Here is a 23231-nt window from a genome sequence, read left to right on the forward strand (position 1 = left end):
ACCCAACTGTCAGCGTGGTTCATGTCGAGCGCCTCGCCCGCCGTCTCGATCGGCATCGATTTTGGAACCAGCAATACCGTCGTCGCCCTCGCGGCCGACGATCGCCGGGTCGAGGCCATCCGCTTCGAGCACGGCGGACAGCGCCACAGCACCTACGTCTCGGCGCTGTGCTTCTGGGAGGACCGGCCGGGCGCCGGCGCCCAGGCCGAGGGCGGGCCGTGGGCGATCGAGCAGTTTCTCGAAGGGCGCCACGTCTATCGCTTCCTGCAGTCCTTCAAGACCTTCGCGGCCAGCTCGAGCTTCAACACCACGCAAGTGTTCCGGCAGCGCTTCAAGTTCGAGGATATCCTGGCGGCGTTCCTGCGCACGCTGGCGCGCCATGGCGGCGACAAATTCGGCTTCGAGGCGGCGAACATCACCGTCGGCCGTCCCGTGCGTTTTGCCGGCGGCAATCCCGACGATGATCTCGCCATGCAGCGTTACCGCGCCGCCTTTGAGCGTCTCGGTGCCGGTCATGCCCGCTATGTCTACGAGCCCGTCGGTGCGGCCTTCTCCTTCGCCCGAAGGCTCGAGCGCGATGCCACCGTGCTGGTTGCGGATTTCGGCGGCGGCACCAGCGATTTCTCGGTGATGCGCTTTTCCCGCGCCGGAGGCCATCTGCGCGCCGAGCCGCTCGGCCACGCCGGCATCGGCATTGCAGGCGACACGTTCGACTACCGCATCGTCGATCACGTCGTCTCGCCGCGGCTCGGCAAGGGCTCGAGCTTCCGCTCGTTCGACAAGGTGCTGCCGATCCCGAACAGCCACTACACCAACCTCGCGCGCTGGCATCAGCTCGCACTGATGAAGAGCAATGGCGACCTGCGCGAGTTGCGCGAGCTTGCGCGCACCGCGCTCAAGCCGGATCAGCTCGAGGATTTCATCACCATCGTCGACCTCGACCTCGGCTTTTCGCTGTATCGCGCAGTCTCCGACGCCAAGGTCGCGCTGTCGGCCAAGGACGAAGTGGATTTCCGCTTCAAGGGCGGCGGCGTCGACATCGGTTCGGCCATCACGCGCAAGAAGTTCGATTCCTGGATCGCCGACGACATCGCGCGGCTCGGCGCCACCGTCGACAAGGTGCTGGGCGAAGCCCGCATCACCGCGCGCGAGGTGGAGAAGGTGTTCTTGACCGGCGGCACCTCGTTCGTGCCGGCGGTGCGAAAACTGTTCGCCGACAGGTTCGGCAACGAGCGGCTGATGTCGGGCGACCAGTTCGAGTCGATCGCCTACGGCCTCGCGCTGATCGGGCACAGTCCCGAGCCGGATCGCTGGACCGCCGATGGCGGGCTGAAGGCGCGCGCATAACCTTTTGTCGGCGTTGCGAACCGTTGACGCAGATCAATGGTGATCGATCGGATCCGACTTTGACTTTCCCTGTCGCTACGGAAGGTCAGCGATGCATCGGTTCTTCGTCCTGATCGTGATTGCGTTCGGTGTAGTCGCCGATCCGGCGCGCGCGGCCGATTGTCGAGTCACGGGAGATCCATCCGCTTTTGGCGTGGACATGGTCGCTTTCTTTGCCGTCAGATCCGGTGAAACCTGCAAGTTTCCGATCAGAATTCCCGGCATGATGACGGCTTCAGGCATCGCGCAAAAGCCCGCGCAGGGAACGCTGAGGCAGGTCAACATCACGACCTTTACCTATACGGCTCCGCGCGGCTACAAGGGCAGCGATACGTTTTCCATCTACGGATCAGGAAAAGGTCCGTATGGCTCGGGACGGTCGGTCATCACGGTGAACGCAACGATCGAATAAGCGATTATGCGTTGCTCGCACTGGCGGGTCGACTTGAGATTCAGGATAGGCCAAAAGATGCGTCTGCTGCGCTGGATGATCCTGGTGGGTGCGACAACGCTCTTCGGCGCTGTCCCGGCCACGGCTCAACGTTACGATCCGCGCTTTCCGGTGTGCCTGCAGAGATGGCACGAGCGGGGCCTCATCACCTTCGACTGCAGCTATCATTCGATCGATGAATGTCGAGTGACGGCTTCGGGACTCTCGGCCATGTGCCAGGAGAATCCATATTGGCAGGGACCGTCTGGCCGCAACTCCAGGCGACGACAAGGCGGTCCCAGCTAGAGCGTGATCCCAAAAGGTGCGAAGAGGCGGCTCGCTCCACTGATGCGTCGAGCCGCCCATCGCGAGGCCGGAGCAGGGAGTTACGGCTTGATCTCGGGCTCGACGAGGCGCGCAAGGTTGCGCAGCGATTCCTGCCAGCCGAGATAGCAGGCCTCCGGCGGGATCGCGTCGGGAAGTCCGGCCTGTGTGATGTCGACCTCGGTGCCGACAAGGACTTTCTTCAGGATCACGGTCACCTCGATCAGGCCCGGCAGGTTCGGATCGTCGAACCTGTCGGTATAGCGAAGACGTTCGCCAGGGACGAGCTCGAGGTATTCGCCGCCGAACGAATGGCCGTTGCCCGTCGTGAAATTCCGGAACGACATCTTGAACGTGCCGCCGACCTTGGCTTCCAGATGGTGGACGGTGCAGGTGAAGCCGTTGGGCGGAAGCCATTTCGCCAACGCATCAGCCTCAACGAAGGCCCGATAGACCTTCTCGGGGCTGGTGGCGAGAACGCGGTGCAGGCGGACAGTGTTGGGCATGGTTGTTATCCTCATGAACTGACGGGCCGTCGAGGTCTAGGGGCCGATCATGGCCCGAGGACGAACGAGGCGTCGAAGACCCGACATGCCGTCCCGGATTTTCTGGCGAGCCTCTGCGGCGCGTCTCTACGTCTGGTCGATGGAAGCCACAATTCCGCTATCGTTGCCCGCTCAACTCCTGCGCGAAATCGGGGGGACTTCCTTTGCACAGGACGATTTGGGCTTCCGCCATCGCGCTGCTGTGTCTTGGCGTACCGGGTCTTGGCGTACCGGGTCTTGGCGTGCCGGCCAGGGCCGCAGGCATTCAGCTTCTCGATTCCGATCCGGCGCTGTCAGGCGCGATCTGGTATCCTTGCGCGACCGAGCCGACGCATGTGGCGCTGGGCAAGCTTTCAGTGGGCGCCGAGTTCGACCTGAAGGGCGCGAAGGATTGTCCGGTGACGGGCGCCAAGCTGCCGCTGGTGATCTTCTCGCACGGCCGGGGCGGGTGGTTCGGTGCAAACCATGACACGGAGGAGGCGCTGGCCGAGGCCGGCTTCATCGTCGCCGCCATCAATCATCCCGGTGACACCACCAACGATTCGTCGCGGCGCGATACGCTGCCGGTGTGGGGATCGCGCCCGGCGGACATGGTTCGCCTGCTCGATTTCATGCTGAAGGACTGGAAGGACAGGGCGGTGATCGATCCGGCCAAGGTCGGCTTCTTCGGCTTCTCGCTTGGTGGCTATACCGGTCTGGCGCTGATGGGCCTCAAGCCGGATTTCACCTGGCTCGCCGAACACTGCAAGGAGACATCAGGAACATGTGCCCAGCTCCACAACGGAGAAACGCTGCCTGACCCGTCGCAGGACGCTCGAATCCGCACGGCGGTGATCGTCGATCCCGCACCGGCGGTTCTGACCCGCAAGAATCTTGCCGCGGTCAAAATCCCTTTCCAGTTTTGGCGGTCGCAGTTCGGCGGTCCCGGCGTGGGCGACGGCACGCCCGTGGCGCGCGTCGCCGGTTGGCTGGAGGGCAAGCCCGAGATGCACGTCGTTCCGGCCGGCCACTTCGCCTACCTCGCCCCGTGCACGCCGGAGCAGGCCGCGGCCGTCCCGCGCATCTGCACCGATACGCCGACGGAGTTCGACCGGGCAGGTTTTCACCGCGAGTTCAATGCGGCGGTGGTGAAGTTCTTTCATGAGCAGCTCGCCGGCGGAGATCAGTGAGCTTCACGTTCGCGAGGAGGCGGGGATGAGGCAACTTGGCTGCGTGATCGGCTTGCTTGCACTTCTGCTGTCTCCGGCCGCGGCCGATCCCGCGCTGCCGGGCCTCGTTCGGCAGGATCTGATGGTGCCGATCACGCTTGCTGATGGCAGTCAAGTCAGGCTCGAGACCATGATCCTACGGCCGGATCGACCGGGGCGGTTTCCGCTGGTGCTGCTGGTTCACGGGACAATTCCCGGCACTGGCGATGCCTTTCGCGCAGCGCTGGCGCGGGAAACGCCGACCAGTCTCCTTAATCCGGCCGTGGCGTTTGCCCAACGTGGCCATGCCGTTGCATCGATCATGCGCCGGGGGTTTGGACATTCAAGCGGACCGTTTGCGGAGACGCTGTCCGGATCCTGCGACGATCGCGACTATCTCGCCGTCGCGCGGATCGCGGCCGAGGACGTCACCGGCGCTCTCGCCGCGCTCCGCGGCGAGGCCTGGGTCGAGCCTGATCAGATCGTGCTGATGGGGCATTCCACCGGGGGCTTTGCCGTGACCGCGACGGCGGCGGACAATCCAGCGGGCGTCATCGGTGTTCTCAATTTCGAGGCGGCTCACGGTTCCATCCCGGGTCGCACATGCAGTCCGGATCATCTCGTCGCGGACGCCGGCTTCTTTGGCCGCACTGCGCGAATTCCGGCGCTCTGGCTTTATGCGGAAAACGATCGCAGTGCGCCGCCGGCGCTGGGCCGTCGCATGTTCGATGCTTACGTCGCGTCAGGTGCGCCAGCGCAGTTTCAGATCTTGCCGCCGTTCGGTGTCGACGGGCACGCCATGGTGCCGATGGGCCCTGCTGATCTTTGGTGGCCCGCGGTGGAGAGTTTCCTCAAGCAGTTGCATCTGCCGACATCAGTGCTGGTCGATCTGCCGTCGCCCGCAGCAATTCCGCCGCCGACACCGCTCAACGCGGCGTGCGCCGGCTATTTCGATGCCTATGTGAAGGCATGGACCGACGCCAAGGCCTATGCCTGGAATCGCGATGGTCATTGTACGTCGGTTACCGCTGCGCAGCGAACCGTCGATGATGCGAAGAACGAGGCGTTGCGGCAATGCGTGGCTGCCTGGAAGGAATGCTCGCTCTATGCGGTCGGGCAGGTTGTGGCCCCGGGGTAGATCGGAACGAAATGAATGGCATTTGGTGGTCCGTTCGGCCGGACAACATTCGCCGCTTGGCAAAATCCGTTCCTCGGCTGGTGCTGACGGATCCGCCGTTCGCCGTCGAGGTCGTCGCGAGGCCTTGACCTATGTCAAGCGCTTGATGGTGCGAGCTCCCCAAAAGGGAGGGCTTCTTCATGAACGGAAGGCGGCGTGCAATGAAATTACTCCTGACTTTCCGCAGGCTCATGAACATGCGCGGTGTGCCGCTGCCTATGTCGCAGGAGCGATGCATGTCCGACGTCATGCGCGCCTGCCGCTCTTTCGCCCGTCACTGAAGCGTCCGTTGTGAGGACCGAATACCTCGCACATCTCTCGCCACGTGGCCGCTTGAGCCTCGCGATCGTCGTCCTGGCATCGATCGCTGCGACGATCTGGGCGGTGGTGCATGTTTGGCAGACCGCTCCGTCGCGCCACATCGTCCTGGCGTCCGGTCTGGAAGACGGCCTTCTGCACCAATATGCCAAACGCTACATCGAAATTCTGGCACGTTCCGGCGTCACGGTTGAAGAGCGGATCACCAGCGGTGCAGAAGACAATCTGGCACTGTTGCGAGATCCGAAGTCCGGCGTGGACATAGGCTTCACTCAAGGCGGCCTGTCGCAGGCGTCCGACGCCAGGGGCGTGGTCATGATTGCGAGTCTCTATTATGTGCCGTTGTGGATTTTCTACCGCAAATCAGAGCCGCTGAACTACGTCGATGAATTGCGCAATCGCAAGGTCGCCGTCGGTGTTCCCGGCAGCGGGGCACGTTCGTTCAGTGAGTCCGTTTTCGCGCTCAACGGTCTGACGCCCGACAATGTCACGATGGAGCCCTTGAGCAATCTGCCGGCGCTGATTGCGCTGCGCGCGGGCGAGCTGGACGCCGTCGTCTTTGTCGACGGTGCGGACAATCCTGCCGTCTGGAACGCGCTGCGCGATCCGACCCTGAGCGTGCTGAGCTTCGCGAGAGCCGAGGCCTATCGACGACGGCTCAACTTCATCAGCACGCTCAAATTGCCATCGGGTGTGATCGACCTGGCGGACCACCTTCCGGAAAAGGATATTGACCTGATCGGGACCAAGGTGATGCTTGCAACGCGCGAGGATCTCCATCCGGCCATCACACATTTATTGGTCGACGCCGCAAGGGAGATCCACGGTCGGCAAGGTCTTTTCGAGGAGGCAGGCGAATTTCCAAGCACCGCCCAGGTGGATCTGCCTGTTTCGACCGATGCCGATCAGCATCGACGCTTCGGCCGCACGATCCTCTACCAATATCTGCCGTTCTGGATCGCGGCGTGGGGCGAGCGTGCAATCATCATATTGTTGCCTCTGGCGGCAATCCTGTTGCCGCTTTTCCACTATTTGCCTCAATTGGTCCGCTGGCATGTCCGCTCGCGCATCTACCGGTGGTACGGCGAGCTGGCTCTGCTCGAGCGGGATGTCGCCGCGCGCACAGGCGATTTGCCGAGAGACAAGTGGGAGGCTGACCTCGCCCGCATCGAAGAGGCCGTTGCCAGAATACGCACGCCGGCCGGCTTCGCGAGCGAGGCCTATACGCTCCGTGAGCACATCCGCCTGGTTCGTCGCGCCATCATCGCGCGGGGCCACTCATCGCCCGCCGTGCAGCCGGAGGTTATCAGGGTATCATAGCCTGGGTGGATCTGAACCTGTTCGCGGGCGCGCCGTCGACGGCTTTTCGTCATGTCCCCGCAGCAGTCAACCCGAGTTGCGGTACGGCCTCTTGCCACCCGGCTCAACCTGGCGCCTGCTGCGCGGCAGCAACGATGCCCATTGCCGTGCCGGGATTCATGGCATCGATCATCGCCGTGGGAATGAGGATCGTGGCGCCACGCTCCTTGGTCGTCTCATAGATGATGTTCATGGCGCGCAGCTGAAGTGCTGCCGGACTACGCGCGTAGATGTCGGCGGCCTCCACGAATTTCTGGGCTATCTCCTGTTCGGCCTGGCCGAGCAGCACGCGCGCCAGTCTCTCTCGCTCGGCCTGCGCCTGTCGGCTCATCGCGTCCTGCAATCCAGGCGGCACGCCGATGTCCTTGATCTCGACCGAGATCACGGCTACGCCCCAATCAGCGGTCTTGCGCCCGATATCATCGCGCAGCAACTGATCGCCCTGCTTGCGCTCGGCCAGCAGCGTCGACAGCAGCGACGATCCCACCATTTCGCGCAATGAGGTTTGTGCGACCTGGGTGATGGCCTGACGGTAGTTCGCAATCTCGAGCGCGGCACGCTCGGGATCATGGATCTGCCAGAATACGATCGCGTCGATATTCACCGGCACGGTGTCCTTGCTCAGCGCCTTCTCGGCATTGATTTCCGTGGTCTGAATGCGCTGATCGAGCCATGAGGCCACCTCGTCGATGAACGGTACGATCACGAACAGGCCGGGGCCGCGAATTGCCGACAGCTTGCCGAGGCGAAGCACGACCGCGCGCTCCCACTGGCCTGCAACCAGGACGGCCTGTGGAATCAGGAATGCGACGATCACGAGGCCAGCCGCGACGGCATAGAGGCCGCGAGAACCTCCGTCGTAGGCGAGCGAGGCGACGAGCGCCGCAGCTGCGAGAGCCACTGCTGCAAGGAGTAGAGAGAATCGACTTCCGCCGCTTGCCTTAAAATAGTTGTGCATGACGACTATTCCTTCTGTCTTGCGAGGGCCTTTATCCGATCGGCCAGGGCAACGGGATCGATGCCCGCGGCGGCGGCCGTAGCGAGCGTCTGTTTCGCCAGACCGTCAATCTGCTTGGCTTGTTCACGTACGCTGGTTGCGGGCGGGGGCTCCGCGACAAAGCTACCCCGGCCCCGAACCAGGGTGATGGCGCCCATTCGTTCCAGCTCGTCGTAGGCATGCCGGACGGTATTGAGGTCGATCTTCAGGGCAACTGCGACTTCGCGCATCGTCGGCATCTGGTCGCCGCGAGCCAGCACGCCCGCGCCGAGATTGCGCAGGATCTGGTCCCGAAGCTGGATGTAGATCGGAACACCCGAATTATCGAGACGAAGCGATTCTAGTAGTGTATGCATTGACTAGTACACTACATATTAGTTACTATGCCGTCAATGCCTGTTTCGTCCGCGCGAAGCCCGGACATTTCGCGCTGCTGCCGTGCCGAATTCCGAAACGACGAACCACTTCGTCAAGGAGGCGCTGCAATGACCACGACCTTCAGCACGACCGCCTTTTCCGCGACGACCCGAATGAGGCGGCATCTCATCAGCCTCTTCGGAAGATATCGTGACGAGTTTCAGGAGTGGCGCAGGCGCGGGAAGCTGCGCAGGGATCTGTGCGCCCTGGATGACCGGGAGCTTCAGGACATCGCCATCGCACGCGGCGAGGTCGACTACGTTGTCTCGAGCCACTTTGTCGATCCGCGGGAGGGTGCCATGAACTTCAAAGCCAAGATCCTGATGGCTGGCCTCGTTCTGTGCCTGTTGAATTTGGCGCCGGCCATCGGCGCCGATGTCAAGCAGGTCAGCGTCAACGGAAAGCAATTCGCCTACGTCGAGGCCGGGCAGGGCGATCCCGTTGTTCTGGTGCACGGTGGGCTTCAGGATTACCGCTTCTGGAATTCGCATCTTCCGGTGTTCGCCAAAAGCCATCGGGTCATCGCCTATAGTCGGCAGAACCATTTTCCGAACGCGACGAGCAAGGACGGTCTGCCCGATGGCGCCGCAGACGTGCATGGCGAGGACCTGGCCGCCTTGCTGGCCGCGCTTGGCATTACGAGCGCGCACATTGTCGCCCACTCCTCCGGCGCGCATGCTGCGCTGTTCTTCGCCGCCAACCACCCCGAGGCGGTGCGAACGCTCGTCATCAACGAGCCTCCTGCCGCGGCGTTGCTCGCCGGAGCTCCCGGCGGGAATGATGTTCTGAAGCAATGGGGCGCGAGGTTTGCTCCCGCGCGGCAAGCCTTCGAAAAGGACGATCTCGATGCAGGGCTGCGGTTCTTTGCAGAAGCCGTCGGCGGGCCAGGCACCTACGATCGGCGGTCCGAGAGCGAGCGCAAGATGATGGCGGACAACGCGTTGTCGGCCGTTGCGGATGCAATAGCGACCCGCCCGCGCCCGATGTTTACCTGCGACATGGCGAAGCGCATCTCGGCACCCACGCTCGTGACCAACGGCGATCACAGTCCGGAATTCTTCCATCGCATCGTCGACGAATTGGTACGATGCCTGCCTCGGCGAACTCGGGTGGAGATTTCCGGCTCATCCCATACGGTGCCGGGAGAAGCCCCTCAAGCCTACGACGAGGCCGTGCTTTCCTTCATCGCCAGCCACTAGAAGCGGCCAACAGGGGACATCAGGCCGCTATTGGGCGACGAAAAAGAAGTCGAGCCCCCGTTAAGCCGGAGCCGGCACCCCTGGACGCTTCACCAGCGTAAAGGCCGCAGCGGCCAACAGGCAGAGGACCCCGGCGAAAAGGAAAGCCGGCACATAAGTCCCGAGCGCATCTCGGCTGACGCCAGCGGCAAAGGCCATCAGGCCGACGCCGAGCTGGTGAGCGGCAAAGATCCAACCGAACACCACCGGCCCCATCTCCCGTCCAAACGTCCCAACCGTCAATCTGACCGTCGGCGGAACCGTTGCGATGAAGTCCAGCCCGTAAAGCATCGCGAACGCGCTCATCGTCACGATCGTCGCGTTGGATTCTACGAGCCAGATCAAGGAGAGCCCACGAAAACCGTAATAGATTGCGAGCAGCCATCTGTTGTCGAAGCGATCGGACAGCCATCCCGATCCGACCGTGCCGATCAGATCGAACACGCCGATCATGGCGAGCAGGCCTGCCGATGTCACGGCCGGCAAGCCGAGATCGCCGCAGAAGGGCACGAAGTGGGTCGATGTCAGCCCGTAGCTGGACACGCCACAGATCAGGAACGTCAGAGCCAACACCCAGAACACCAGGCGGGTCGACGCCAGGCGCAGGCCGTGAAAGCTGAGCGCCACAAAATTCCGTCGCGGCACCGCGGGGATTGGCGCCATTGCCGTCTCGCCGAGTGACGCCAGTCCCAATTCCTGGGGACGGTCCTTTCCGAGCAACAGAAAAAGGATGAGTGCGAGAAGAAGACCAAGTCCGGACGGAACAAGCGCGAGGCGCCAGCCCCAATGCTCGGTGATCCATGCGCCCATCGGCACGAAGATCAAGGTGCCGGTTGCGACCGATCCGTTCAGGAGACCGACGACCAATCCACGATGGGTCGTGAACCAGCGCACCGAAATGATCGTGGCGAGTTGCAGGGCGGTGAGCCCCGGCGCGATGCCGAGAATGAGCCCGAGTCCCAGCCACATTTCGAAGCGGTTGGTCATGACGATCGTGAGCAGCAATCCTGCGAGAGTCATCGTGCCGGCGATCGCCAGCATCACCCTGGGGCCATATCGGAGCATCATGCCGCCGGCGAACGGTGCCACCAATCCGAATAGTGCAAAACGAAGTCCTTGCGACGCAGACAGCTCGCTCATGCTGACGTGGAGGTCAGCCGCGATGTCTCGCATCAGGACACTGGGCACACCGAGGGCCGAGCTCGCAAACAGCCCATAGAGAAATCCCAGCGCGGCCATCACCCAGCCATAGTGAATGTTCCGGGCCGTGGCCTGTCGCGCAATGAACTCAGCAAGCAAGGCCAAATCCCTTCGGTAAAGATGAATTCTCTGGAAACGCCGAAGGCCAGGCCTGGGCTGGTCCCGCTCAAGGTGAAACCAAGGGTAGAGGAGACCAGCCCCGGGGCCAACAAAAAAGCCGCCGAAACCGGCGGCTTTTCGAACTTGCTTTCTTCGGGCCGGACATGCCAAGCGACTGGCGTGGCTCCGGCCCGGTCAACGAGCGGTCTGCCCGCCCACTATTGCTTGTTTCGGTTCTTGCTGGCCCCTCTGAGCGGCGGCGTCGATGCCAGCGCAGTTGCGGTCTCGGTCATCTGGATGCAGGTGAGCAAATCGACATAGCTTTGAGTTCCGCCTGCTGTGGCCTCACCTTCGCAGGCGTCGCGGACAGCGGGCTTGGCTGACGACCACACGGTGCCGAGTTGCTGCTGCGCTGTCGTTTCATCACGCATGCAATCGGTAAAGCTTTGAGCCAACGCCAGTCCCATCGACTTGTCCGTTTCCGACGTCGCCTTGCAAAGCGCTTCGACCTTCAGTTCGGGAACGCGATCAGAAGCCGGTATGGCCATTGAACCCGCAAGCAGTGCAAGTGAAAGCAGGGCGCTGTTCATCTGTGTCTCCTTGCTAGAATTGCCCCGGTTGCGCGGGCGGTGAGGACCAATCGGACCTGAGATTGTTTGGATTGGCACGATCAAACAGATCCTGTCGCAACACGAAGCCGCGCCTGGCTGGAGAGGCAGGGGACGGTGAACGCAAGACCTGAGCCTTTGCACCAGTTAGGCGATCGTGATTGTCCGTCGCATGGACTGGCGGAGCGAGCCCAATTTGAAAAGTCGCAAGCACGGCAAGAAAGCGAACGCTTGTCATGGCTGTACTCAACGATCGAGAATAAGGGGCGGATCGCTTGACAGTGCCCGCGCCGCCCGGACGCTGCAACCAATATGGGTCCTGCGCAGGGAGCCACGGTATTTCGGGATCGACGTTGATGCAGATCAACCCAAACAACGCCTGGCGATGCCGCGCCTCTCACTTCGTGATGACGTGCTTTGTCGGCGTCACCGCCGGGGGCGGTGCTGCAGGCGAGATGACAAAGGTCACCCAGGCATTCCAGCCCTCGGGCCGGTTTTCCGCGGCGAACTCCTTGTAAGCCTTCAGGTTCAGATAGCCCTGCATGTCGCCCACCGGGAAGATGAAGCCAACCTGCGGGCCCGCGGCCGCGACCTGCGAGCGGAAGCAACCGACGCGATCGCCGGAGCCGCTGTCGCAACCGAGTTGCTTGTAGACGTAACCTACGAGACCGACCTGGACTTGCTTGGTCAGGAATTGTGAGGCGCCCCAGTCGAAATGCATGTCGACGCCGCTCTGATACTGCGTGTCGGTGTTCTTGAAATTGTAGGTGAAGCCGAGCACGCCAGACAGTTCATGCCCCGTCTGCGGATTGAAATAAGTATAACCGCCGCCAGCGTCGATTGTCCCATGCCCGAGCCCGATATTGGCGAGGCGGGTCGACTGGTAAGCGCCGACCGGGATGTCGCCCATGACATAAGTCATGTAGTTGTTGACACCGGCATTCCAGCGCAACGCGAACTGTGGGATCAGGTCGCCGAAGGCCATCACGGAATCACTGATGGAATCGGCGCGCGAGAAGGGAATCGTGCCGCCGCCCGGCAGCGTCAGCGTTCCTGTCACCGTTCCGTTAAGCGAGGTGGTGTTTGCGCCATAGATTCCTATGAGACTGGCAGACGCCTGACCGCCCAGCACCGGCGTTGAAAAAACGTAGGTCGCGTTCAACAACCCGAGATCCACGTTCGCATTGACGTTTGCGCTCAAGGTCGCCGTCAAATTCACGGGAATGCGGCCGATCTGAATTTCGCGGGCGCGCGCCACGTCGCCGCCGGCGGACACCGAGGTGTGATAGTAGATCGCGGCTGCCGTCCAGCCTGGCTGCTGAGGCGTGGCAGCGAGGCTGCCAAATGTGCCCGGAATCCAGAAGCTGATGCCGCTCTCATCGGCCGCGACGATCGTTGGTGCTGCTGCAACGGCCGCAAATGCAATGGCGGCAAATGCTCTCGTCATTCGCATGGCAATCCCCCGCCGAACCACGAGCCTCGCTCGCGTGCGCGCCCAATATGATGCTGACAATATGACAGGGCGCGCCGCGCCGGGCGATAGCCGTCATGATGGCGGGAATATTTGGCAACCAGATGTAGCAAAAGGGGCACAATACCACGCTGTGCTATCGCTTGTGCGGGTACCATCCTACGGGAAAATCCTGTCGCTGTGATTTTGAGAGCCGCTAGATACCGATTATTCCTTTACTGAACTTCACGCCGAGCGGTGGGCAGGAACACCTCGAGCTTGATCATCAGAGAAACCAAGACAGTCCTTGCCGCCGTTTGGGTGAATGTCCTTTGGTCTCTCGTCTTTCCCGCGGCAGTTGCCAACCACATCCATAGGGCCACGCAGTCTGCGTACAGCCATTCCCCAACTCACGGCGATCGCTCTGCTCCAGACGATCGCTCTTGATCCCAAGCCTAGGCTTCCCAGGAAGCTTCGGCCAAGGAACCAGTGAAATTGCTGCGACCAAGGTGATCGCGAGCACGGCGCCGGCGACCGGATGATTGAGCTTGTGAGCGAGCATGCTGTCGATCCAAGGTGAAGACCCGGAAGCTCGTTATTTGAAGTGTGAGCTCCAGACATTTCTTCCCGTTGATTTCGCTCAAGGTCCGTTGTTCGACTTGTTCCGTGCAGCATGATGACGAGTGTGAGAGCGTGTTCCGCTCTTCAATATTGGAAAGATGAGCGTGCGCCGCCGGATCGCGCAGCCAGGCGATCCAATCTGCCCTTAGGTACCTTTCGTTGCATAGGTTGATCTGCGTCAACGTCGATCCTTGCATCGTCCTTGAGAGTGATGAACATCTGCGTGATTGCGCGCGCCTCACGGGAGGGCTGCAATGAATTTTCGTGTGATTGCTTCCATACTGTTTTTGACATCGGCGCTATCCGCCCCTGCGTTTGCTCAGCAAGCGCAACCGACCACGCCGCCGCCGGGCTCGCCGGCAGCAACCATCACCATTCCCGGCGATCAGCTTCCACCACCGCCGCAAAAATTCGGTGGCAAGATCGAACGCGATGCGACGAAGTCGACACCATTTTGGCCTGCGCGTGTCGTTCCGCCCAAAGGCGCGCCGAACGTTCTTCTGATCATCACCGACGATTCCGGCTACGGCGTGCCGTCGACGTTCGGCGGAGTGATCCCGACCCCGGCGCTCGATCGGATCGCGAAGGACGGCCTGCGTTATACCAACTTCCATTCGACAGCGCTGTGTTCGCCAACCCGTGCGGCACTGATCACCGGCCGCAATCATCATTCGGCTGGCTACGGCGTCGTTGCCGAACAGGCGACCGGCTATCCGGGCTATGACAGCGTCATCACCAAAGACAAGGCCACGATTGGACGCATCCTGAAGGAAAACGGCTACCACACCGCGTGGTTCGGCAAGAACCACAATACTCCGGAATACCAGGCAAGCCAGGCCGGACCGTTCGATCAGTGGCCGACCGGCATGGGCTTTGAATATTTCTATGGCTTCATGGGCGGCGACACCAATCAGTGGGAGCCAGGCAATCTCGTCCGCAATACCACGCCGATCTATCCTTACGTCGGCAAGCCCGGCTGGAATTTGATGACGGCGATGGCCGACGAGGCGATCGACTACGTCAACCGCATCAACGCGCTCTCGCCGGACCAGCCCTTTCTGATCAAGTTCGCGCCGGGCGCCACCCACGCGCCGCATCATCCGACCAAGGAATGGGTCCAGAAGATCAGCGAAATGAAGCTGTTCGATGCCGGCTGGAACAAGCTGCGCGAGACGATCTTCGCCAACCAGAAGAAGCTCGGTGTCATTCCGCAGGACGCCAAGCTGACGCCCTGGCCGAAAGACCTGATCAAGGAGTGGGACCAGCTCAACGCCGACGAAAGGAAGCTCTTCATCCGGCAGGTCGAAATCTTCGCTGCCTATGTCGCCTACGCCGACAACGAGATCGGCCGCGTGATCCAGGCGATCGACGACCTCGGCAAGCTCGACAACACGCTGATCATCTACATCAACGGCGACAACGGAACGAGCGCCGAAGGCCAGCCGAACGGCACGCCGAACGAAGTCGCGATGTTCAACGGAGCCAATCCCGGGGTCGAGGAGCAGCTGAAGTATTTTTATGACGCCTGGGGCACCGACCGCACCTACAACCACATGTCGATCGGCTGGGCCTGGGCGTTCGACACGCCGTTCTCCTGGACCAAGCAGATCGTGTCGCATTTCGGCGGCACCCGCCAAGGCATGGCAATCTCCTGGCCGAAGGTCATCACGGACAAGGGCGGCATTCGCAGCCAGTTCCACCATGTCATCGACGTCGTGCCGACCATTCTCGAAGCCGCGCACATCAAGCAGCCCGAGATAGTGGACGGCATCAAGCAGAGCCCGATCGAGGGTGTCAGCATGATGTACACCTTCGACAAGGCCAACGCGAACGCACCCTCGACGCACAAGACCCAGTATTTCGAGATGTTCGCCGATCGCGCGATCTATGACGACGGCTGGATCGCCAGCACCAAGGTATTGCGGCCGCCGTGGGTGACGGCTGGAATCAAGCTGCCGGACCCGGCCGAATATCCCTGGGAGCTCTACGATCTCAAGAACGACTGGACGCAGTATGAAGATATCGCGGCCAAGAATCCTGCCAAGCTGAAGGAGATGCAGGATTTGTTCTGGAAAGAGGCGCAGAAATATCAGGTCCTGCCGCTGGATTCCTCGGTGGCTGGCCGGCTGGTCATACCGCGGCCGAGCCTAAGTGCGGGCCGCACCTCTTTCACCTGGACGCGGCCGCTCACGGGCACGCCGAACGGTGACGCGCCGAGCGTCCTCAACGCCTCCTATAATTTCAAGATCGATGTCGAGATACCGCCGGGCGGCGCCGAAGGCATGCTGATCACCCAGGGCGGACGTTTCGGCGGATACGGTTTCTATATTCTCAAGAACAAACCGGTGTTTACGTGGAACCTGGTCGACCTCAAGCGCGTGCGCTGGGAGGGACCGGAGCTGACGCCGGGCAAGCATGTCATCGAGTTCGATTTCAAGTATGACGGTCTCGGTGCGGCAACGATGGCCTTTGGCGACTATAGCGGTATCGGCCGCGGTGGCACTGGCGTCCTCAAAGTCGACGGCAATGCGGTCGCAACCGAGACGATGGAGCACACGCTTCCTTTCATCCTGCAGTGGGATGAGGCGCTGGACATCGGGGCCGACACCGGCACCCCGGTCGACGACAACGACTACAGCACGCCGTTCACCTTCACCGGCACGCTCAACAAGATCTCGCTGAATATCGACCGGCCGAAATTGAGTCCGGAAGACATCAAGCGTCTTGAAGCCGCAGCAAGGGCCGCGGGGGATGGGCCTTCCGCCGATGCCGGCAAAGCTGCTGCCGAGGGCGCTGCGCCGCAAGTCTCGGGCGATATCGGCCTCAGCGTGCTGCAAAAGGTCGAGCTGCGCCTCGATAAGCGCGAGGGCTGTCACAAACAGGCAGACGCGCTGGGTGTGGGGATGATCGAGAGGATCCAGTTCGTCCGAAACTGCATGAAGTGAGGCCGCGGCTGTAAGACGGCGCGGGGAGTTCATCAACTCCCCGCACCCGATCGCGTCCCAAAAGCGGAGCAACGAACGTCATGTTCAAACCGATGGCTTCGGCGCCGCTGACCGCCGTAGTGGTATTGTTCAGTGCTGCGGCTCAAGCGCAGCAGGCAACGGTTGCAAACGAAACGCTGCAAACCATGCTCGCCGCGCAGATTCGCGCCCAGGGCTTTGTCTGCGACAAGGCGCTCGGCGCGCTGAGAGACAAGAAGCGCTCCAGGCCCGACCACGCCGTATGGACTCTGACGTGCGGCAATGCGACCTACCGGATCAGCCGTGCGCCCGACATGGCAGCAAAGGTCGAACCCGTCCCATGAGAAAGCACCACTCAGGCGGGAACTGCAAAGCGGATGTCGCCGATATCCGGAAGCTCGAGAAGGCGCGGCAGGCCGCCGCTGCGCGTGAGTGATTGTCATTCAGGTCGCGGAACAGATCCCCTGCGCCGCTACTCGGCACCAACGGAGGCTTTCAGAACTTCCGCCGCTTCGGTTTTCATGACCGGCCCGCGCGCGGTCGCAAAGATGTGGAGGTCAGTTATGCTTTCTACCGAACAGGGACCGATTTCCCTTCGTCGCCGCAATCTGATCGCAACCGCGCTCGGTGCCGGGCTGGGCGCGGCATTGTCGCCAGCAACGAGCGAAGCGGCGGGCCCGCTGCTGCACGGGCTCGGCGAGCTGAAGGGCGATGCCGAGGAAGAGCTGGCGTATGTTCTTGCATTGGAATGCTATGTCTATGGCTTTCCGCTGGTCATGATGGATGCAACGCGAGCCGTGATGACGGCCACCTCGAAGTCCGAGCAGTACAAGGCGCCCATCAACCAGTTCGGCAGGATACGGACCTATGTCGATCCGGATTTCAAGGATTGCGTCCGCATCAGCGTCAATTCTCTCTGGGCGTTTTCGTTCATCGACCTGGACAAGGAGCCTTTCGTCTATTCGCAGCCCGACACCCAGGGGCGCTACATCGTCATGCAGGCACTCAACATGTGGACCGACGATTTCGCCTCAGTGGGCAGCCGGACGACGGGGACCGGCGCCGGAGACTTCCTCATCGCCGGCCCGACATGGAATGGTGTCGCGCCCAACGGCATCAAGCAGACGTTTCGTTCGACAACCCGCTACGCCTCGGTGCTGGTCCAGATCGCGTGCCATAGCCCCGCGGAGTTTGCTGCGATCAACAAGCTGCAGGATCAATTGCAGCTGACGCCGCTCAGCGCCTGGGGCAAGCCCTACACGCCGCCTTCGGACGTACCGATCGACACCAGTGTCGATACAACGGCGACGCCGTATGATCAGGTGCGGCTCATGACCGGCGAGATGTTCTTCAAGCACCTCGCCGCAGCGTTGAAGGACAATGCGCCCTACCCCGACGACACCAAGACCATCGACAAACTCAAGCGCATCGGGATCGAGGTCGGCAAGGACTTCGACCCGTCCAAGATCGATCCGGCCGTTCTGCGTGGAATCAACCGGGCGCCGGCCGAGGTCTGGTACAAGCTGGAAACAGGCCCCTACACTGCGCCGACCGTGAACGGCTGGCAGGGCGCACTGAATATCGGTCGCTTCGGTACCGACTACACCACGCGGGCATTCATCGCCTGGTTTGGATTGGGCGCGCTGACGTCGGATGATGCGGTCTATCCAACCGCATTTGTCGATGGCGACGGCAACGTGCTGGACGGCGCGGCGAAATATATTCTCCATCTCGAGAAGGACGAGATATTCCCTTCCGAAAGCGGGGTTTGGTCGATCTCGCCCTATCGCGAGAATTTCTATGTTCGCAACGCGATCAACCGCTACGGCATAACTTCGGCGATGCCGATCAAATACAATCCGGACGGCTCGCTCGATATCCATATCCAGGCGCAATCGCCAGGCGCGGACAAGGAAACCAATTGGCTGCCGTGTCCGCCGAGCCTGCCCTTCAATCTCAGTGTCAGGGTCTATCAGCCCAAGACGGCCCTCAAGGACGGCACGTTCAAGATCCCGCCTATTCGGCGCGTCCGGAGCAGCTGAACGACGTCGAGCCTAAGGCCGGCGAGGACTTGTCCTGGCCAGCTCGGAATTAGAACCGCGACCGAAATGGAGCTATGGAACATGACCAAGATATGCGCTGGCTTGTTGCTGATCCTGGCCACGCTCGGTGTTGCGAGCGAGGCCAATGCTGTCGTCTGTGCACGCGGTGTGGTTCGTGCGGGATGTGCCGGTCCCAATGGCGCGGTTGTCGCCCCCCGTCCGGCCGTCTCGGCGCCAGTCGTCGCACCCGTGGTGCGCCCGGCATGCGCGATTGTAAACGGGGTGCGCGTCTGCCGCTGACAGAGCGCGTCGGTCGAGGTCATCCCGGCCGTCCACGCTGCGGCCATCCTGGCTTTTCGGACAGGAGAATTGCGACGATGAAATCCATAACACGGAGAGCTTTTGCCTGCGGGATGGCCCTGCTCCCGTCGTTCCGTCCGGCGCTTGCGCGCGCGCAGACCGCCGTCAGTCCCACCGAAGCCGGCGCGATTGCCAAGGAAGCCTATATCTACGGCTTCCCAATGGTGGACAGCTACCGCATTCAATATGCCTATTTCGTCGATGCGAATGGCCCCGAATATAAGGCGCCATGGAACCAGCTTCGCAACTTCTCGCGCGTCTTCACGCCGGAAGACAAGGCGGTCCAAACGCCGAATTCGGACACTCCCTACTCGTTTCTCGGTATGGACTTGCGTACAGAGCCCATCGTGCTGACCGTTCCGGTCATCGAAAAGGAACGGTATTTCAGCATTCAGCTCATTGACGCCTACACGTTCAACTTCGACTACATCGGTAGTCGCAGCACCGGCAACAATGGCGGCAGCTTCCTCATCGCTGGACCTCATTGGAACGGCTCACCCCCGAAGGGTGTGACGAAGGTGATACGTGCCGAGACCGAAATTGCGCTGGCCGCGTACCGCACGCAACTTTTCAATCCCGCTGACATTGACAACGTGAAGAAGGTGCAAGCCGGCTACAGGGTGCAGACGCTTTCGGCTTTCCTTGGCGCGCCAGCGCCGAAGGCCGCGCCGGCGATTGATTTCATCAAACCGCTGACGCCCGAGACCGAAAAGACCTCGCTTGAGTTTTTCAACATCGTCAACTTCCTCTTGCAGTTCTGTACGACGAACCCCTCCGAGAAGGAGCTGATGGCGCGGTTCGCCAAGATTGGCGTTGGTGCTGGCAAGACCTTCAACGCGGGCAATCTCACGCCCGAACTGAAAACTGCCATTGAACAGGGTATGGCCGATGCCTGGCAGGCATTGGCCCAATTGCAGAAGCGAATGGATGCCGGGGAAGTGACCAGCGGGGACACTTTCGGCACCCGCGCATATTTGAAGAACAATTATCTCTACCGCATGGCCGCTGCCGTTTTCGGAATCTACGGCAACTCCAAGCAGGAAGCGATGTATCCGATGTATCTTGTAGATGCGGACGGCAGGAAATTCGACGGGGCGAACCGTTACACCGTCCGCTTTGCACCGGGCCAGTTGCCACCGGTGAATGCCTTCTGGTCGCTGACCATGTACGAACTGCCGTCGAGCCTGCTCACGGCCAATCCGATTAACCGCTATTTGCTCAATTCGCCGATGCTGTCAGAGTTCAAGCGCGACGGGGACGGCGGAATTACTTTCTATATCCAAAACGAGGCTCCGGCAGCAGACAAGCAGCCCAATTGGCTACCCGCACCCAAAGGGGGCTTCTTTGTCGTTATGCGTCTCTACTGGCCGAAAGCTGAGGCGCTCGAAGGGACGTGGAAGCAGCCTCCGATGCAGCGGACCGTTTAGTTTTCATTCGGGCCACCGGGAGAATCGAGCGACGATGGAGAACGTAATCCAGTTGGTGCCGGTAACGCCTTCAATCGACCAACTGGCACGGATCATCGGCAACGTGGCGGCCCCGGCTTTCCTGCTGGGTGCCGTCGCGTCCTTCATCTCGGTCCTGATTTCCCGCATCAACCGGGTCGTCGACCGGGCTCAGTTGCTTCACGACATCACCGATGATGATGCCTCAAAGGCTTACCTCAAGGCGGATATTCCCCGGCTGCGACACCGGGCGTTGCTCTTGAACAGATCGCTGTTCTGCTCCATCCTCTCTGCGATCCTCACGGCGCTCATCATCATCGTTGCCTTCATCAGTGCGCTGTTCAATGTCGCCCATGAATATGGCGTCGCACTGCTGTTCATGGCCGCGCTGCTGACGTTCTGCGCCTCTCTCATCGACCTCGCCCGCGAAACCCGAATTGCGCTTCACGACAACGATCTGCGCGTGTAAGTCTTCCGGGGGCAGTGCGTGGGGTGGTTGGACGTGACGAAAGGTTCTCGGAAGAGCCGCAGGCGTCAGAAGGCCCAGGCCCGGCCCGAACAAGACCGCTCGGCTCCTGCTCAACGCCCCGCGCCAACTTTCCGATGGCGAACTGCCGCGCTGCTGGCAATCGGCGCCGGCGCGCTATTTTTTCTGCTGGCAAGCGGGCTGTCCTGGTTCAAGACGTCCGGCACCTCTCAGCCGACCCGCGAGGCAGGGCTGAGCTTTGTCGGCAGCCAGGCGTGCAGCGGCTGCCACCAGGCGGAGACGCGGCTGTGGCAAAGCTCGCAACATCGTCACGCCATGGATCACGCGAACGACACGTCCGTCCGTGGCGACTTCAACGACGCGGCCTTTGAATATGCGGGCACGCGCTCGCGCTTCTTCCGGCAGGACGGGAGATTTTTGGTCGAGACAGACGGCCCGGACGGCAAGCTCGCGACTTTCGAGGTGAAATATACTTTCGGTATCGATCCGCTGCAGCAGTACCTGATCGCGTTTCCCGACGGTCGCGTCCAGGCCCTGTCCATCGCCTGGGACACGCGGCCGAAGGAGCAGGGCGGTCAGCGCTGGTTTCACCTCTATCCGGACGGCGCCATTACGCATGACGATCCGCTGCACTGGACGAAGCTGAACCAGAACTGGAATTTCATGTGCGCCGAGTGCCACTCGACCGGCGTACTCAAGGGCTACGATGCCGGCAAGGATACGTTCGCCACCACATTCTCCGAGATCAGCGTTGGCTGCGAGGCGTGCCATGGTGCCGGCTCGCGTCATGTCGCCTGGGCGCGCGGAAAGCCGGCGTCGCGCGGCGTTGACGACGGCCTGCTTGTCGCCTTTGACGAGCGCACGGGCATCACCTGGTCGGCCTTGGCTGGAACAATGACGCCGACACGCAGTGCGCCGCCAGCGGCGCTGCGGAAGGAGGTCGAGACCTGCGGGCGCTGTCATGCTCGTCGCGGTCAACTTTCGGAAGACTGGACGCCAGGACGGCCGCTCTCGGAAACCCACCAGGTCGCGCTGCTCGATCGCCAGCATTTTCATGCCGACGGCCAGATGCGCGATGACGAGGAGACATACAATTACGCGCCCTTCAAGCAGAGCAGGATGTTCGCCAAAGGCGTGACCTGCAGCGACTGCCACGACCCGCACAGCGCGACTCTGAAGGCCCCCGGGGATGGCGTCTGTGCGCAGTGCCATGCACCCGAGAAGTATCAATCGACTGCGCATCGACACCACGCCGACGTCTCGCCGCCGCCCGGCTGTCCGTCCTGCCATATGCCGGAGCGGCGCTACATGGTCGTCGATCGCCGCCACGATCACGGCTTCCGCATTCCGCGTCCCGATCTCTCCGTGCAGATCGGCACACCGAATGCATGCAACGAGTGTCACCGCGACAAGTCTGCGATGTGGGCGGCCCGGCAAGTCGAAACCTGGTTAGGCATGCAGGGGCGCGGCCACCAGACCTGGGCGTCGGCCTTTCATGCCGTCTGGAGCGAAGCCGCCGATGCCCAGGCGCTGCTCGCCGCAATCGCCGGATCGGGCGACGCTCCCGGCATCGTCCGCGCCAGCGCACTCGCCGAGCTTCCGGTACCGGATTTCGACCTGATCCGGCGCGCGCTGTCCGATCCCGATCCGCTTGTGAGACTTGGTGCGCTCGACGGGCTGGAAGGGGTATCGCCCGAACAGCTCTGGTCGCTCGCCTCCCTGCGGCTCAGCGATCCCGTGCGCGGCGTGCGCATTCGCGCGGCCGATCTTCTTGCCGCGGTGCCATCAGCACGGCAACCAGCAGCCGATCGCGATAAGTTCGCGTGGGCCGCGGCCGAGTTCGTGGCTGCACAGAGGCTGAACGCAGACAGGCCTGACGCCCGTACCGCACTCGGGGGCTTCTTTGCCCGTCAAGCCAATGCCAGCGAGGCGGAGATCGAATATCGTGCTGCGCTTCGGCTGGATCCCTCGTTCACAGCCGCCGCCGTCAACCTGTCTGACCTCTATCGGCAACTTGGACGCGAAAGCGATTGTGAGCAGGTCTTGCGCGAGGCCCTCGCCACGTCGGCGCAGGATGCATCACTTCACCATGCACTTGGTCTGGCGCTTGTACGCAAGCAGCGCAATGAGGCCGCGCTCGATGAACTGCGTCAGGCCGCGTCGCTGGCTCCGGGTCAGGCGCACTACGCTTACGTCTATGCCGTCGGGCTAAGCGCGAATGGCCGGCGCGACGACGCGCTTGCGGTGCTGAAGGAAAGTTTGCGTGCGCACCCCAATAGTCCGGAGTTGTTGTCCGCTGCGCTGAACCTCAGCCGCGAGAAGGGAGACGTCGTGGCCGCGCTCGCTTATGCCGAGCGACTATCGAAGCTCATGCCGGACGATTCGCGTCTGGCCGATCTTGTCAAGGAGTTGAAGCGATAGCAGACAGGAGCCCTGGGTATCCACGCCTGCGGGAATGTCGAGCCGACTGCAGGCGTCACTGCCGATGGACGCCGCGATGATGACATACTACCCCTGTTTTGCCCGACGTCACAAGAAAAATTCGCTAAAGACGAAATTTGCTCTTGGGCCGACGCGG

The 23231-nt window shown here is 61.8% G+C and carries 21 protein-coding genes; 14 read left to right on the forward strand and 7 right to left on the reverse strand.

What is annotated here, in order from left to right; translation table 11 throughout:
- Window positions 1–21: 21 nt before the first annotated feature.
- From XI06_RS08060 to XI06_RS08070, 3 genes are all read left to right on the forward strand, one after another.
- Window positions 22–1347, forward strand: a complete 1326-nt coding sequence (locus XI06_RS08060; RefSeq protein ID WP_237889780.1) for an Hsp70 family protein — start codon at window positions 22–24, stop codon at window positions 1345–1347.
- Between the two features lie 91 nt (window positions 1348–1438).
- Window positions 1439–1798, forward strand: coding sequence for a hypothetical protein (locus XI06_RS08065; protein WP_237859253.1), 360 nt, complete (start codon window positions 1439–1441; stop codon window positions 1796–1798).
- Window positions 1799–1873: 75 nt separating this feature from the next.
- Window positions 1874–2122 carry a DUF3551 domain-containing protein gene (locus XI06_RS08070; protein WP_237870035.1) on the forward strand — a complete coding sequence of 83 codons (249 nt, stop codon included), beginning with the start codon at window positions 1874–1876 and terminating at the stop codon, window positions 2120–2122.
- 80 nt (window positions 2123–2202) lie between these two features.
- On the opposite strand, the gene XI06_RS08075 is transcribed toward XI06_RS08070, so the two are convergent.
- Window positions 2203–2646: an SRPBCC family protein gene (locus XI06_RS08075; protein WP_237859252.1), complete on the reverse strand. Its 444-nt coding sequence runs from the start codon at window positions 2644–2646 to the stop codon at window positions 2203–2205.
- A gap of 374 nt (window positions 2647–3020) precedes the next feature.
- On the opposite strand from XI06_RS08075, the gene XI06_RS08080 reads away from it, so the two are divergent.
- From XI06_RS08080 to XI06_RS08090, 3 genes are all read left to right on the forward strand, one after another.
- On the forward strand, window positions 3021–3854 hold the full coding sequence (locus tag XI06_RS08080; protein ID WP_237859251.1) for an alpha/beta hydrolase family protein: 834 nt from the start codon (window positions 3021–3023) through the stop codon (window positions 3852–3854).
- A gap of 25 nt (window positions 3855–3879) precedes the next feature.
- Window positions 3880–5010, forward strand: a complete 1131-nt coding sequence (locus XI06_RS08085; RefSeq protein ID WP_271605011.1) for an alpha/beta hydrolase family protein — start codon at window positions 3880–3882, stop codon at window positions 5008–5010.
- A 372-nt stretch (window positions 5011–5382) separates the two neighbouring features.
- A complete protein-coding gene (locus XI06_RS08090) occupies window positions 5383–6687 on the forward strand; it encodes a TAXI family TRAP transporter solute-binding subunit (protein WP_237859249.1) in 1305 nt (434 codons plus the stop codon).
- 103 nt (window positions 6688–6790) lie between these two features.
- Here the strand turns inward: XI06_RS08090 and XI06_RS08095 are convergent, their stop codons facing one another.
- The 3 genes from XI06_RS08095 to XI06_RS08105 are packed head-to-tail and all read right to left on the reverse strand — an operon-like array spanning window position 6791 to window position 8655.
- Window positions 6791–7684 (reverse strand): slipin family protein, encoded by an 894-nt coding sequence (locus XI06_RS08095; protein ID WP_237859247.1) that lies wholly within the window; start codon window positions 7682–7684, stop codon window positions 6791–6793.
- Window positions 7685–7689: 5 nt separating this feature from the next.
- Window positions 7690–8079: a GntR family transcriptional regulator gene (locus tag XI06_RS08100; protein ID WP_237859245.1), complete on the reverse strand. Its 390-nt coding sequence runs from the start codon at window positions 8077–8079 to the stop codon at window positions 7690–7692.
- A 33-nt stretch (window positions 8080–8112) separates the two neighbouring features.
- A complete protein-coding gene (locus XI06_RS08105) occupies window positions 8113–8655 on the reverse strand; it encodes a hypothetical protein (RefSeq protein WP_271605012.1) in 543 nt (180 codons plus the stop codon).
- On the opposite strand from XI06_RS08105, the gene XI06_RS08110 reads away from it, so the two are divergent.
- The gene (locus XI06_RS08110) at window positions 8638–9339 is read left to right on the forward strand and encodes an alpha/beta fold hydrolase (RefSeq protein ID WP_271605013.1); all 702 of its coding nucleotides are present in this window, start codon (window positions 8638–8640) and stop codon (window positions 9337–9339) included. The two genes, XI06_RS08105 and XI06_RS08110, sit on opposite strands and share 18 nt — an antisense overlap.
- 60 nt (window positions 9340–9399) lie before the next feature.
- Here XI06_RS08110 and XI06_RS08115 read toward each other — a convergent pair whose 3' ends face one another.
- From XI06_RS08115 to XI06_RS08125, 3 genes are all read right to left on the reverse strand, one after another.
- Complete coding sequence (locus XI06_RS08115; protein ID WP_237889768.1) at window positions 9400–10677, reverse strand: MFS transporter; 1278 nt, start codon at window positions 10675–10677, stop codon at window positions 9400–9402.
- A gap of 218 nt (window positions 10678–10895) precedes the next feature.
- Window positions 10896–11267, reverse strand: a complete 372-nt coding sequence (locus XI06_RS08120; RefSeq protein WP_237859239.1) for a hypothetical protein — start codon at window positions 11265–11267, stop codon at window positions 10896–10898.
- Window positions 11268–11682: 415 nt separating this feature from the next.
- A complete protein-coding gene (locus XI06_RS08125) occupies window positions 11683–12732 on the reverse strand; it encodes a SphA family protein (RefSeq protein ID WP_271605014.1) in 1050 nt (349 codons plus the stop codon).
- A gap of 878 nt (window positions 12733–13610) precedes the next feature.
- Here XI06_RS08125 and XI06_RS08130 point away from each other — a divergent pair.
- The 7 genes from XI06_RS08130 (at window position 13611) to XI06_RS08160 (ending at window position 23074) form a co-directional block, all read left to right on the forward strand.
- Window positions 13611–16301, forward strand: a complete 2691-nt coding sequence (locus XI06_RS08130; protein ID WP_271605015.1) for an arylsulfatase — start codon at window positions 13611–13613, stop codon at window positions 16299–16301.
- 80 nt (window positions 16302–16381) lie between these two features.
- Window positions 16382–16663, forward strand: coding sequence for a hypothetical protein (locus XI06_RS08135; RefSeq protein ID WP_271605016.1), 282 nt, complete (start codon window positions 16382–16384; stop codon window positions 16661–16663).
- 219 nt (window positions 16664–16882) lie between these two features.
- Entirely contained in the window at window positions 16883–18361 is a 1479-nt protein-coding gene (locus tag XI06_RS08140) for a DUF1254 domain-containing protein (RefSeq protein WP_271605017.1), read from the forward strand.
- Window positions 18362–18442: 81 nt separating this feature from the next.
- Window positions 18443–18661 (forward strand): hypothetical protein, encoded by a 219-nt coding sequence (locus XI06_RS08145; protein ID WP_237859235.1) that lies wholly within the window; start codon window positions 18443–18445, stop codon window positions 18659–18661.
- Window positions 18662–18774: 113 nt separating this feature from the next.
- Window positions 18775–20148 carry a DUF1254 domain-containing protein gene (locus tag XI06_RS08150; RefSeq protein ID WP_442869422.1) on the forward strand — a complete coding sequence of 458 codons (1374 nt, stop codon included), beginning with the start codon at window positions 18775–18777 and terminating at the stop codon, window positions 20146–20148.
- A 34-nt stretch (window positions 20149–20182) separates the two neighbouring features.
- On the forward strand, window positions 20183–20635 hold the full coding sequence (locus tag XI06_RS08155; RefSeq protein WP_237859232.1) for a DUF2721 domain-containing protein: 453 nt from the start codon (window positions 20183–20185) through the stop codon (window positions 20633–20635).
- A 33-nt stretch (window positions 20636–20668) separates the two neighbouring features.
- Window positions 20669–23074 (forward strand): tetratricopeptide repeat protein, encoded by a 2406-nt coding sequence (locus tag XI06_RS08160; protein WP_271605019.1) that lies wholly within the window; start codon window positions 20669–20671, stop codon window positions 23072–23074.
- Window positions 23075–23231 lie beyond the last annotated feature (157 nt).

Origin of the sequence: Bradyrhizobium sp. CCBAU 11434, from assembly GCF_028128895.1 — a bacterium.
GTDB lineage: Bacteria > Pseudomonadota > Alphaproteobacteria > Rhizobiales > Xanthobacteraceae > Bradyrhizobium > Bradyrhizobium zhengyangense.

Bases quoted from the DNA above. Each gene is read 5' to 3' on its own strand.
- XI06_RS08060 (WP_237889780.1), top strand. From the start codon at position 22: ATGTCGAGCGCCTCGCCCGCCGTCTCGATCGGCATCGATTTTGGAACC.
- XI06_RS08065 (WP_237859253.1), top strand. From the start codon at position 1,439: ATGCATCGGTTCTTCGTCCTGATCGTGATTGCGTTCGGTGTAGTCGCC.
- XI06_RS08070 (WP_237870035.1), top strand. From the start codon at position 1,874: ATGATCCTGGTGGGTGCGACAACGCTCTTCGGCGCTGTCCCGGCCACG.
- XI06_RS08075 (WP_237859252.1), bottom strand. From the start codon at position 2,646: ATGCCCAACACTGTCCGCCTGCACCGCGTTCTCGCCACCAGCCCCGAG.
- XI06_RS08085 (WP_271605011.1), top strand. From the start codon at position 3,880: ATGAGGCAACTTGGCTGCGTGATCGGCTTGCTTGCACTTCTGCTGTCT.
- XI06_RS08095 (WP_237859247.1), bottom strand. From the start codon at position 7,684: ATGCACAACTATTTTAAGGCAAGCGGCGGAAGTCGATTCTCTCTACTC.
- XI06_RS08100 (WP_237859245.1), bottom strand. From the start codon at position 8,079: ATGCATACACTACTAGAATCGCTTCGTCTCGATAATTCGGGTGTTCCG.
- XI06_RS08105 (WP_271605012.1), bottom strand. From the start codon at position 8,655: ATGGCTTTTGGCGAACACCGGAAGATGCGAATTCCAGAAGCGGTAATC.
- XI06_RS08120 (WP_237859239.1), bottom strand. From the start codon at position 11,267: ATGAACAGCGCCCTGCTTTCACTTGCACTGCTTGCGGGTTCAATGGCC.
- XI06_RS08125 (WP_271605014.1), bottom strand. From the start codon at position 12,732: ATGACGAGAGCATTTGCCGCCATTGCATTTGCGGCCGTTGCAGCAGCA.
- XI06_RS08130 (WP_271605015.1), top strand. From the start codon at position 13,611: ATGAATTTTCGTGTGATTGCTTCCATACTGTTTTTGACATCGGCGCTA.
- XI06_RS08135 (WP_271605016.1), top strand. From the start codon at position 16,382: ATGTTCAAACCGATGGCTTCGGCGCCGCTGACCGCCGTAGTGGTATTG.
- XI06_RS08140 (WP_271605017.1), top strand. From the start codon at position 16,883: ATGCTTTCTACCGAACAGGGACCGATTTCCCTTCGTCGCCGCAATCTG.
- XI06_RS08145 (WP_237859235.1), top strand. From the start codon at position 18,443: ATGACCAAGATATGCGCTGGCTTGTTGCTGATCCTGGCCACGCTCGGT.
- XI06_RS08150 (WP_442869422.1), top strand. From the start codon at position 18,775: ATGGCCCTGCTCCCGTCGTTCCGTCCGGCGCTTGCGCGCGCGCAGACC.
- XI06_RS08155 (WP_237859232.1), top strand. From the start codon at position 20,183: ATGGAGAACGTAATCCAGTTGGTGCCGGTAACGCCTTCAATCGACCAA.